Raw genomic sequence first — 11,406 nt, 5'->3', positions numbered from 1 at the left:
AATGAAGAAAAAGAATTTTAAAAATACCATCAGGAACATTCATCTCTGGCTCGGCCTGGCAACTGGCCTGGTGGTATTTATTATTAGTGTAACAGGTGCGCTGTATATCTTTGAAGAAGAGATCAGGGATTTTACACAAAAAGATTTTCGCTACGTACGGCTTCAACAAAAGCCTTTTATAGGTTTAGATAAAGTGATTTCGGGATTCGAAAAACTTTCGCCTAAAGATGAACTAAGGCTGATCAGAATTGAAGATGCGCTGCCCAATGCAACGGTCGAAATTATCAGTAAAAAGGGAATGGTTTACTACTTTAACCCTTACGATGCCACTTTAGTTAAAAAGGGTGGTGAAGATTGGCTCCAGGTTGTAGAACATATCCATACCTCGCTATTGTTAGGTAAACCCGGGAAGTTTATTATGCAGTGGTCGGTGGTTATTTTTGTACTGATGCTGATCACGGGGCTGGTACTCTGGTTTCCTGGCCAAATGCGGTTATTAAAACAATCGTTAACTATTAAAAGGAAAGCTTCATTTAAACGACTAAATTACGATTTACACAACGTATTGGGCTTTTATGCATCAGTTGTGCTATTGCTTACTGCTTTAAGCGGTTTGTACTTTGCATTTAAAGAGGTGAAAAATGCAGCCAGCTTTTTTACCGGAAGTAAATTAGGGCAGGGCAAAGCTATCGTTTTAGCCAAACCTACGCATATTGACTCCGTACCCATACGTTACAATAAAATTTACACTGAAGCCAAAATTAAATACCCTGGTGTTATTTCTACTAGTTTTTCGCTGCGTGGCAAAGGCGAACTGCGGTTAAGGATGATCTATCCGTACCGTTGGGCACGCAACCAGAATACCTTTTTTTATGAGGAAGCTACTGGCACAATGACCAGAGCTAAACTGTATAAAGATTTTAATGGAGCCGATTTAATAGAAGCCACCAATTACGATCTGCACACAGGCAGGCTTTTGGGGCTTCCAAATAAAATTCTTTCTTTTTTAGCGGCTTTGGTTGCAGCGAGTTTGCCGATTACCGGTTTTATCATCTGGTGGAAGAAAAGGAAAAAGCCCAGAAAGAAAGCATAAAATCTATTCTATAATGCTGATTCCGCGTATGTTTTAAGCTGGTTCAGTCCCGATTGACAGAATTTCTGTTGCATGGTCAAATCAAGGCCTTCAACAGGTTCAAAGATTTCGGTAAGGGTAACAGGGTTACTTCCAGTAAAAGTGATCAGGCTTTTCCGCTCATCGTCTAATGTATAAACAATTCGTTCATGCTCAATTATTTCTGTGTAAGTTCCGCTAAAATCAAAACTTTCAGTTCCGTCTTTTTTGGCCATAACGTATAAAAAACCACCCCCTTCTATCAGGTTATTTTCAATTTTCTTGTTGATCCATTCGTCTGACGGAGCATTCCACCTGGCAATATGTTCTGGTTCATTCCAGATTTTCCAAACCAGGTTAATCGGCTGGTTTATCTCAACACTGGCTATTAAGGCATTCTTTTTCATATAGACTAAATTAATAGTTCCAGCTCTGCTTTTAGGTGGCCATTAAAGACAAATTATAGGGTGATTTGAGCGAAATTAAAAATATGGTTTAAAGAAACAGCAGTTTTACTATCTTTTTTTCAGACTTAAGGTGTATGATTATATAGATAAAGCAAACAAAAATTGCTTCACCAGTGTAATTATAGTTCCTCTAACACGGGAGTAATTGGAAAGGGGTAAACATGGATGTGGTTACCCTTTTCTTTTTTGATAACATTTTAAAGGGCAAACTTGTTTAGTTCATTTTATTCAGTTTTGATTAGTATTCGAAATTAAAAGGAAGTGTTTTTGCAACAAAGAACAAAAGAGCAGGTACATCCCCAGGTGCTTAATTAGTTCCATTACTATTTAACATCTTCTATTTTTCATCACTCTATATTTTTTGTACCCTTGTAAAAAAATAAAATGGAGAAAGCACTTGTTAATATAACCTATTGTCCCAAATGTGGCTGGATGTTGCGTTCGGCTTACATGGCGCAAGAAATTTTAACCACTTTTGTAGACGATGTGAAGGGCGTAACTTTAATTCCAAGTAAAACATCGGGCGTTTTTACTGTTCATGTTGGCGAGAAACTAATTTTCGACAGAAAGCAGATGCAACGTTTTCCTGAAATTAAGGAACTAAAACAGCTTATTCGTGATGAAGTGAATCCGAACATGAACCTTGGGCACTCTGATGTTAAATAATCTTTTATTAAAAATATGATGATGAGTTAATGAGCAGGTTTAATGCTGCTTACAAAAATGTCCGCCAAGGCTTCCCATTAACTGCCTGTCCAGCTGCAGAATTAATTAAGCGTACAGATTGAGCAGCATTTGTGGTGTTGTTCCCTTTGATGAGGTGGTTAAATGCGAGCGAAAAAGAAAAATTGGCCAAATATTACCTCAATAGTACTGTGTCTCAGTACAGAAAAAAATCTTATTGGTTACCCGTACAGGAGCGCTAACTTATTTTTTAGGAAAATATGTATATTCGTTTCATACCAAGTAATACCACCGTACTGTTTTCTCTATGTTCCTTATTCAAAAAAAAACTGCCTGCTTCATACTTTTTTTATGGATGGGCGCAGGTATTTGTTTTGCCCAATCTTCAACTATTCCCCCCCTTAAATATTTGGGGGTAGAAAGTGGGCTGTCTAACAATGTGGTAAATTCTTTGTATCTGGATCATTTCGGGTTTATGTGGATGGGTACCTATGACGGATTAAACCGTTACGATGGCTATCACTTTAAGGTCTTCAGAAACGGATGGGGAGATCAACATTCATTGGTAAATAACCATATTACTGTACTGAATGGAGATGCCAATAACAGGGTTTGGGTAGGTACGCAAAAGGGAGTTTCATATTACGATTATGCCGATTCCAGGTTTCATCAATTGATTTATCTGGATAAAGGCAAAAAAAATGAGGTAAATTTTGCTATTAATTCCATTGCAATAAGTCAGGCTTTAACGGTGTATGTGGCTACTGAAGAAAAAGGCCTGTTCAGGCTCAAAAAAAATAGCAGTGCAGCAGAACGGATACCATTTGGTAAAAATTTCGATTATACTGTAAAAGCTTTATATATCGATGAAGATCAAACCCTCTGGCTTTTTATAAAAGATGTAGGGCTTTGCAGGTATGATAATGATAAAAATACGCTCCGTTTAGTAACCACTGCCGTACGCTCAGTAACTTGCATTACAAAAGGTACTAACCAAACGCTTTGGGTTGGAACAGAACGCGGACTTTTTCAGTTTGATAAAGCCAAAGGCAGCCTCGCAAGGTTTAACCAGCATTTAAGTAATGAGAATATTATGAGTTTGTTGTTTGATCGGAAACAAAAACTCTGGATTTCGACTGATGGAGGAGGAATTGCCGTTTACGATGCAAAAAATCAAAAAACAAATTACCTGTCTGCAGGAAAAGAAAAAGGCTTACTGAGCAGTAATTCTGTCGCCCAGGTTTACGAAGACCGCGAATCTAGAAAGTGGATTGCAACCTTACGTGGTGGGGTTAATATCATTGATCCGGAAAACGAGCAGTTTACTACTATTAAACATGATCCATTAAAAAGCAATTCCTTAATTAATAATTTTGTGCTCTCCTTTAGTGAAGATGAAAACAAAAACATTTGGATCGGGACTGATGGAGGCGGTTTAAGTGTTTGGAACCGAAAGCAAAATACTTTTACCAATTATGCTAAAACCAGCGATCAAAACTCCTTAACCAGTAATTTTGTTACCAGTATTTTAAACGATGCAGACCATAACGTTTGGGTGGCCAGTTTTAGCGGAGGGATAGATCGTTTTAATAAAACAACCGGAAAATTTATCCACTATAACTGTTATAATACCTTTAAAGGCGTTGATGATATTAATATCTGGAAGCTTTATCAAGACAAACAACAAAATATTTGGGTAGGTACCACAAAAGGTGGTGCATTATACCGTTACAATAAAAGCGCTGATAAATTTGAACTTTTCGATTATAAACTAAAGGATATTCATAGCCTGTTCCAGGATTCGAAAGGCAGGCTTTGGGCAGGGAATTATACCGAACTGATCGAAATAGATCCAATAAACAAGAAACATCGTTATACGAAGATCAACTTTGCCATTAGGGCCATACAGGAAGATTTTAATCATCAATTATGGATCGGCACGGAAGGTGGTGGTTTGTTGCTTTTTGATCCGGAAACTAAAAAAATAAAGCGGTATATCCAGAGTGATGGATTGCCAAGTAATTCGGTGCTCAATATCCTTCAGGATACACAAGGTAATTTATGGTGCAGTACATACAATGGCTTATCGAAATTTGATGTTAAGCACCATAGCTTTAAAAACTATTATGCTACCGATGGTTTACAAAGCAATCAGTTTAATTATAATGCAGCATTAAAGCTTGCAAACGGTAACTTTTTATTTGGTGGGATTGGCGGTTTCAACTTGTTTTCGCCCGATAGCATTAAAAAAAATAAACGGATACCTAAAATGGTACTGACCGATTTTAGGATCAATAATATTCCGCTTGATCAGGATTCGAGTTATAACGATATCTCTGTTGTTAATTTAGAGCGTATAGAAATTCCATTTAGTGCTGCAGTGATTTCTATCGATTATGCGGCTATAGAATTCTCTTTTCAGGGACAGATTTCTTACGCCTATTACCTCGAGGGGTGGGACAGAGACTGGAATTATGTAAACAAATTAAGTACAGCCTATTATTCCAGGTTAAATGAAGGTGAATATAAGCTGCACATTAAAAGTACCGATACTGAAGGCGCCTGGAGCAACAATGAAAAGATCGTAATAATTAAGATTTTACCACCCTGGTACCGTACCTGGTGGGCTTATACAATTTACCTTATTATAGGGTCTTCTCTGTTTTATCTTTTTCAAACCTATCGCAACCGCCAGAGAAGATTGAAACACGAAGTAGAGATTACCAACCTTAAAATGGAGCGCGAAAAGGATCTGAATGAGAAAAAACTGAATTTCTTTACCAATATTTCGCACGAGCTGAGAACGCCGTTAACCTTAATTGTTAATCCGATTAAAGATATTATCCATAAGAAAGACCCGGGACAAGAGAAGAACGATTTAAATGTAGTTTACCGCAATTCGAGGCGTTTATTAAGCCTGGTAGATCAGTTATTGCTCTTTAGAAAAACGGAAAGCGAGAATGATGCCTTAAAAATTGTAAGGATTAACCTGTACAAGTTTACCAACGAGATTTTCCTCTGCTTTAATTATTTAGCAAAACAGAACCATATCGAATATACTTTTGAGTGCGAGGAAGAAGAGCTGGATATTTATGCAGATAAAGATAAACTCGAAATTGTTTTTTTTAACCTGCTCTCTAATGCACTTAAGTTTACCCCAAAAGGCGGTTTTGTGAAATTTAGTGTGAAAACACTTGGTATGCGTGTGCAGGTTGAGGTAAGTGATAGTGGTCCGGGCATACCGTCGCATGTGGGTGAAAAATTGTTCGATAAATTTTATAAGGTAATGTCGAACGAATCGCTAAAGATGGGTTTCGGTATTGGGCTTTACCTGGCTAAAAACTTTGTAGAATTGCATAAAGGAAAAATTTCTTTTCGCTCCAATCAGGGGATGGGTACCATATTTTTGATCGATATTCCGGTTGGAGAGCCAAACTTGCAACACAGCGGTGTTTTTCAAAACGAATTAACCTATGTAAATGAGCTCATTGCGCAAGAGGAAGAAGCAGAAAATAATGATGCCGAGAATCTGGGAAACCTCGAATTGCTCATCTCAGATTTACACTCGATTTTAGTTATTGATGATAACCCCGAAATTATCGATTACATCAGGCACATTTTTCAGGATAACTTCAAAATTTACAAGGCCGATAACGGTACCGATGGACTAAAACTCTGTAAAGAATATTTGCCTGATATCGTCATATCTGATGTAAACATGGATGGCCTTAACGGTATCGAACTCTGTAAAGCGATTAAAGACGATTCTGCCCTGAGTCATATTCCGGTAATTCTGCTAACCGGCGACCCTAGTCCGGAAATCAAACTTAAAGGAATCGAAGTGGGTGCCTACGATTTTATCAGTAAACCCTTCGATAAAGAGCTTTTTACGGCCAAAATTAATAGCATTATTAAAAACAGGACCAATCTTCAGTCTTATTTCTACAATGAAATCACCTTGAAGAGTGATGCCCACAAGGTATCACAAGAGGATAAGGGCTTTCTTCAAAAATGTATCATGATTATCGAAGAAAATTTGATGGAAGACAGCTTTAATGTAAAAACACTGGCATCTGATCTTGGAATGAGCCATTCTAATCTCTATAAAAGAATCAAAGCTACTTCTGGCCAATCGATAAATGGTTTTATTCGTTTTATCAGGTTAAGAAAGGCTGCCGAATTGTTAATCAATACCAATTTAAATATTAACGAAGCCGCCTTCAGGGTAGGAATAAATGATAGTAAATATTTTAGAGAGCAGTTTCAAAAGTTGTTTAAGTTGACGCCATCTGAGTTTATTAAGAAACATCGGAAAAGCTTTCATAAATATTATAATATTAATGGTACTACATAAAAGTTACGCTATTTTAGATGTTTAAAGGCATTTATCTTAAAACGCCCCCTGCAAAGTATGATTTAGCCCCCTGTGTAAAACTTAAAAAATTCGGTACTTCGGCTTCACCAAATGTAAGAAACCGAGCAGCTAACCTTATCATGTATCAATCCCTAAATAAAAGTATATTTCTCATCTGCGCATTCGTCGGCATCAGCCTGATGAGCGTTGCGCAAGAAATACAACTGAGTACCATTGCCAGTAATGGCTGGGCCAATAACTCGGTAAATACTGTTATTTTTCGTAAAAATTCTTTAATCAGTTTTAAGGATAGCCAGTATGCCGCTTATTATGATCATGAACAAAATGTGGTATTGGCCAAACGCAAAATGGGGTCAAGCCGCTGGATATTAGTTACCACGCCCTATAAAGGTGATGCTACCGACGCCCATAAATCAATAAGTATTATGATAGATGGCGATGGTTTCCTTCATATTGCCTGGGGCCAGCATAACAACAATTTAAATTATGCCAAATCGGTTTCAGCAGGTTCGTTAATCTTAGGAAATAAGGCCGTTATGCTTGCTGCAAAGGAAAATAAGGTCAGTTATCCCGAATTTTATAAGCTGGCCAATGGCGATCTATTGTTTTTTTACCGTGATGGAGGCTCTGGAAATGGAAACCTGATGATCAACCGTTATAGCCTGAAGACCAAAAAGTGGACACGTGTGCAGGATGGGATGATTGATGGCGAAGGTGAACGAAATGCATATTGGCAGGTTGCTGTAGATCAGGCTGGAACCATTCATTTATCGTGGGTATGGCGCGAAAGCCCTGATGTAGCCAGTAACCATGATTTATGTTATGCCAAATCTACTGATGGGGGGCTAACCTGGTTAAAATCTAGCAATGAAAAATATAATCTTCCTATAACGGCGGCCAATGCTGAATATGCAATTAGAATTCCGCAGAAAAGTGAGCTGATCAACCAAACATCGATGTTTGCTGATGCCAAAGGCAATGTATTTATTGCTGGTTATTGGCGCGATATAAACGAGACTATACCCCAATATCATTTGGTTTTTAAAACAGATAACCATTGGAAAGTAAGCAACCTTAATTTTAGAAAAACAGCTTTTAGTTTAAGTGGAGGCGGCACCAAACAGATTCCGATTTCGCGGCCACAGATTATCGTTTGGCCAAATGGAAAACATTATGCTGCGGGATTGTTGTTTAGAGATGCTGAACGAGGTAACAAAGTTTCAATTGCTTTGAACGATCAGCTTGGACAAGGAAAGTGGAAGATTAAAGATCTTACTCAAAAAAGCGTTGGCGATTGGGAACCCAGTTACGATACCGAGCTTTGGAAAAGCAAAGGGATTTTGAGCCTGTTTCTGCAGCATGTTACCCAGATAGATGGAGAAGGAAAGGCCAGCCAGGCACCAACAATAGTGCAGGCCTTAGATTGGAAACCGAAAAATAATTAACGAATTAACCTTAAAATGAAATATCCCATTATAAAATATAACTTTTCACTGCTTGCTGTTTTGTTCCTGGTATCCGTAAATCTGGTGCAGGCACAAAGCAAAAAAACGGCTCAAGTATTCAAAGCAAACACCGCTTATTTATTTACCTATTTTACTGGAAACACTAAAGCAGAGGAAGCCATTCGCTTTGCGGTGAGTACGGATGGTTACCACTACAAAGCTTTAAACAATAATAACCCGGTCATTTCTTCCGAAAAGATCAGCAGTACTGGAGGCGTACGCGATCCGCATATTTTACGCGGCGAAGATGGCAAAACCTTTTATATGGTGGCTACTGATATGGTTTCGGCAAATGGGTGGAATTCAAACAGGGCCATGGTATTACTTAAATCGAAAGATCTGATCCATTGGACATCGGCCGTTGTTAATATTCAAAAACGTTTTCCAAATAACGAAAACTTACTACGCGTTTGGGCGCCACAGACCATTTACGATAAAACTGCTAAAAAATACATGATTTATTGGTCGATGAAGCATGGTGATGATCCTGATAAAATTTATTATGCTTACGCCAACGCTGATTTTACTGACCTGGAAATCGTTCCGAAGCAACTTTTTTTTAGTCCAACCAATGGCTCTTGTATTGATGGTGACATTATTTACGATAATGGAAAATACAATTTGTTCTTTAAAACAGAAGGTAATGGCAATGGCATTAAAAAAGCAGTTTCTAATCAACTAACCAAAGGTTATGTGCAACAGGATAAATATCTACAACAGACCAAAGAGGCTGTAGAAGGAGCTGGTGTTTTTAAACTGAACCATAGCGACGAATATATCCTGATGTACGATGTATATATGAAAGGCCGCTATCAGTTTACCAAAAGCAAAGATCTGGCAAATTTTAGTGTAGTGGATCAGGATATCACAATGGATTTTCACCCCAGGCACGGAACTATTTTACCTATTAATCAACAAGAGCTAAGCCGGTTGCTCAATCAATGGTATACTGTTGAATCTGTTTTGCTAAGCGGACAAAATAAGGCAATTAACCAAAATAATGTTGTTTTAGACAGTGTGAACAAAAAACTTTATTTGCCTGTAAACGATGGAACAGATTTAAAGGCTTTTGACCCGCAGTTTAATACCTTTAATCAAATCAGTATCGCGCCAAAAGGAAAACTGGATTTTACTAAAGGTTCCATGAAAATTAAGGTGTGCATTGCCAATCAACAACCTGAAACTTATGAAGTAAGCGTTGCAGTAGCCAATAACCCTGTATTAAAAGGTTATTATGCCGATCCCGAGATTTTATACTCCAATAAAACAGGTAAATATTACATCTATCCAACTAGCGATGGTTTTAACAACTGGAGTGGTACCTATTTTAAAAGTTTTTCATCAACAGATCTTGTTAACTGGACAGATGAAGGTAAAATATTAGACCTCGAAAAAGACGTTTCATGGGCGAAAAAGAATGCCTGGGCACCTACCATTATCGAAAAGAAAGTGAATGGCGGGTATAAGTATTACTACTATTTCACAGCTGCGCAGAAAATTGGGGTAGCTGTTGCTGATCATCCCGCCGGTCCGTTTAAAGATAGCGGTAAGGCTTTAATTTCGGGCAAGCCAAAAGGAGTTAAAGGGGGGCAGGAAATTGATCCTGATGTATTTAACGACCCTAAAACCGGTAAAAGTTATCTGTATTGGGGCAATGGGTATATGGCTGTTGCACCATTAAATGACGATATGGTTTCGATTGATACCAATGCGATTAAAATCATTACGCCAAACAATGGTTTTAGAGAAGGTACCGAAGTTTTCTATCGTAACGGAAAGTATTACTTCTTATGGTCGGAAGATGATACACGGAGCGAAAATTATAGGGTACGTTATGGCTTTTCTGATTCGCCTACAGAAAAAATAACCATTCCGGAAAATAATCTGATTCTGGCAAAAGACGTAACACAAGGCATTTACGGAACAGGGCACAATAGTGTAATCAAAGTTAACGGAAAAGATGAATGGTACATGGTTTACCATCGCTTTACCAGACCAAAAGGCATTTCGATGGGAAGAGCTGCCGGTTATAACCGCGAGGTTTGCATTGATAAGATGGAATTTAACGCTGATGGAACGATTAAACCTGTCGTACCAACAGTAAATGGCATTAAACCAATACAGTAATGAATTTAAGATTATATCAACCCCTTTTCTTATTGTTGTTTTTGAGCAACATTGTCGTAAATGCCCAAACTTCAACTTCAAAAGAGGAAGTGCTCGAAATGATCAATCGCGCAAATACCTATTGGCAAAACAACAATAAACCTGAAGTGCGTGCTTTTTGGGATCATGCTGCCTACCATACGGGCAATATGGAAGTTTATAGAATTACCAAAAACGAAGCTTACCGTAAATATTCAGAAGATTGGGCCGTTCACAACCAATGGATGGGTGCAAAATCAACTGATAAATCCAACTGGAAATATAAATATGGCGAAACCGATGAATATGTGCTGTTTGGCGATTGGCAAATCTGCTTTCAAACCTATATCGATCTATATCAGTTAAAACCCGAAGAAAATAAAATCGCAAGGGCAAAAGAGGTAATGCAATACGAAATGAGCACACCTAATAACGATTATTGGTGGTGGGCCGATGGTTTATACATGGTAATGCCGGTGATGACTAAACTTTATAAAGTAACGGGCGATCAAAAATACCTGGATAAACTTTACGAATATTTTATGTATGCCAACAGCATTATGTACGATAAAAAAGAAAAGCTTTATTACCGTGATGCCAAATACGTTTATCCAAAACATAAAAGTGTAAACGGAAAGAAAGATTTTTGGGCAAGAGGCGATGGTTGGGTATTTGCAGGTTTGGCAAAGGTTTTAAAAGATTTGCCCCTTAACGATCCACATCGCAACGAATATGTAACCAGGTATAAAAATATGGCCAAAGCAATCGTTAAAAGCCAGCAAACAGAAGGCTATTGGACCAGAAGCATTCTTGATCCGCAACATGCTCCGGGACCAGAAACCAGTGGAACAGCCTTTTTTACTTATGGTTTGTTATGGGGAATAAACAATGGCTACTTAAAAGAAAAAACCTATCTGCCTGCGGCACAAAAAGCATGGGCATATCTATCCAAAACAGCATTACAGCCTAACGGTAAACTGGGTTATGTACAACCGATAGGAGAGAAAGCCATTCCAGGTCAGGTGGTTGATGTAAATTCTACCGCGAATTTCGGCGTAGGTGCCTTTTTATTGGCGGGCTGCGAAATGTATCGCCACTTATCAAACCAGAATTAAATTT

7 protein-coding genes are annotated in these 11,406 nt (G+C 38.1%); 6 read left to right on the top strand and 1 reads right to left on the bottom strand.

What is annotated here, in order from left to right:
• The first annotated feature begins 1 nt into the window (after position 1).
• Positions 2 to 1,093, top strand: a complete 1,092-nt coding sequence (locus tag QF042_RS16455; RefSeq protein WP_307530309.1) for a PepSY domain-containing protein — start codon at positions 2 to 4, stop codon at positions 1,091 to 1,093.
• A gap of 8 nt (positions 1,094 to 1,101) precedes the next feature.
• On the opposite strand, the gene QF042_RS16450 is transcribed toward QF042_RS16455, so the two are convergent.
• Positions 1,102 to 1,518 carry an SRPBCC domain-containing protein gene (locus tag QF042_RS16450; protein WP_307530307.1) on the bottom strand — a complete coding sequence of 139 codons (417 nt, stop codon included), beginning with the start codon at positions 1,516 to 1,518 and terminating at the stop codon, positions 1,102 to 1,104.
• 444 nt (positions 1,519 to 1,962) lie between these two features.
• Here QF042_RS16450 and QF042_RS16445 point away from each other — a divergent pair, with 444 nt between their 5' ends.
• The 5 genes from QF042_RS16445 (at position 1,963) to QF042_RS16425 (ending at position 11,402) form a co-directional block, all read left to right on the top strand.
• Positions 1,963 to 2,244 carry a SelT/SelW/SelH family protein gene (locus tag QF042_RS16445; RefSeq protein WP_307530304.1) on the top strand — a complete coding sequence of 94 codons (282 nt, stop codon included), beginning with the start codon at positions 1,963 to 1,965 and terminating at the stop codon, positions 2,242 to 2,244.
• A gap of 373 nt (positions 2,245 to 2,617) precedes the next feature.
• Complete coding sequence (locus tag QF042_RS16440; protein WP_307530302.1) at positions 2,618 to 6,616, top strand: two-component regulator propeller domain-containing protein; 3,999 nt, start codon at positions 2,618 to 2,620, stop codon at positions 6,614 to 6,616.
• Positions 6,617 to 6,756: 140 nt separating this feature from the next.
• Positions 6,757 to 8,082 carry a BNR repeat-containing protein gene (locus tag QF042_RS16435; protein ID WP_307530299.1) on the top strand — a complete coding sequence of 442 codons (1,326 nt, stop codon included), beginning with the start codon at positions 6,757 to 6,759 and terminating at the stop codon, positions 8,080 to 8,082.
• Between the two features lie 15 nt (positions 8,083 to 8,097).
• Complete coding sequence (locus tag QF042_RS16430; RefSeq protein WP_307530297.1) at positions 8,098 to 10,269, top strand: family 43 glycosylhydrolase; 2,172 nt, start codon at positions 8,098 to 8,100, stop codon at positions 10,267 to 10,269.
• Complete coding sequence (locus tag QF042_RS16425) at positions 10,269 to 11,402, top strand: glycoside hydrolase family 88 protein (protein ID WP_307530295.1); 1,134 nt, start codon at positions 10,269 to 10,271, stop codon at positions 11,400 to 11,402. Before QF042_RS16430 ends, QF042_RS16425 begins: the two co-directional genes overlap by 1 nt.
• The last annotated feature ends 4 nt before the right edge of the window (positions 11,403 to 11,406 follow it).

Origin of the sequence: Pedobacter sp. W3I1 (assembly GCF_030816015.1) — a bacterium.
Classification (GTDB): domain Bacteria; phylum Bacteroidota; class Bacteroidia; order Sphingobacteriales; family Sphingobacteriaceae; genus Pedobacter.
The sequence above is the reverse complement of the archived record's forward strand: the minus strand, read 5'-3'. Positions and strand labels throughout refer to the sequence as shown.

Bases quoted from the DNA above. Each gene is read 5' to 3' on its own strand.
- QF042_RS16440 (WP_307530302.1), top strand. From the start codon at position 2,618: ATGGGCGCAGGTATTTGTTTTGCCCAATCTTCAACTATTCCCCCCCTT.
- QF042_RS16430 (WP_307530297.1), top strand. From the start codon at position 8,098: ATGAAATATCCCATTATAAAATATAACTTTTCACTGCTTGCTGTTTTG.
- QF042_RS16445 (WP_307530304.1), top strand. From the start codon at position 1,963: ATGGAGAAAGCACTTGTTAATATAACCTATTGTCCCAAATGTGGCTGG.
- QF042_RS16425 (WP_307530295.1), top strand. From the start codon at position 10,269: ATGAATTTAAGATTATATCAACCCCTTTTCTTATTGTTGTTTTTGAGC.
- QF042_RS16435 (WP_307530299.1), top strand. From the start codon at position 6,757: ATGTATCAATCCCTAAATAAAAGTATATTTCTCATCTGCGCATTCGTC.
- QF042_RS16455 (WP_307530309.1), top strand. From the start codon at position 2: ATGAAGAAAAAGAATTTTAAAAATACCATCAGGAACATTCATCTCTGG.
- QF042_RS16450 (WP_307530307.1), bottom strand. From the start codon at position 1,518: ATGAAAAAGAATGCCTTAATAGCCAGTGTTGAGATAAACCAGCCGATT.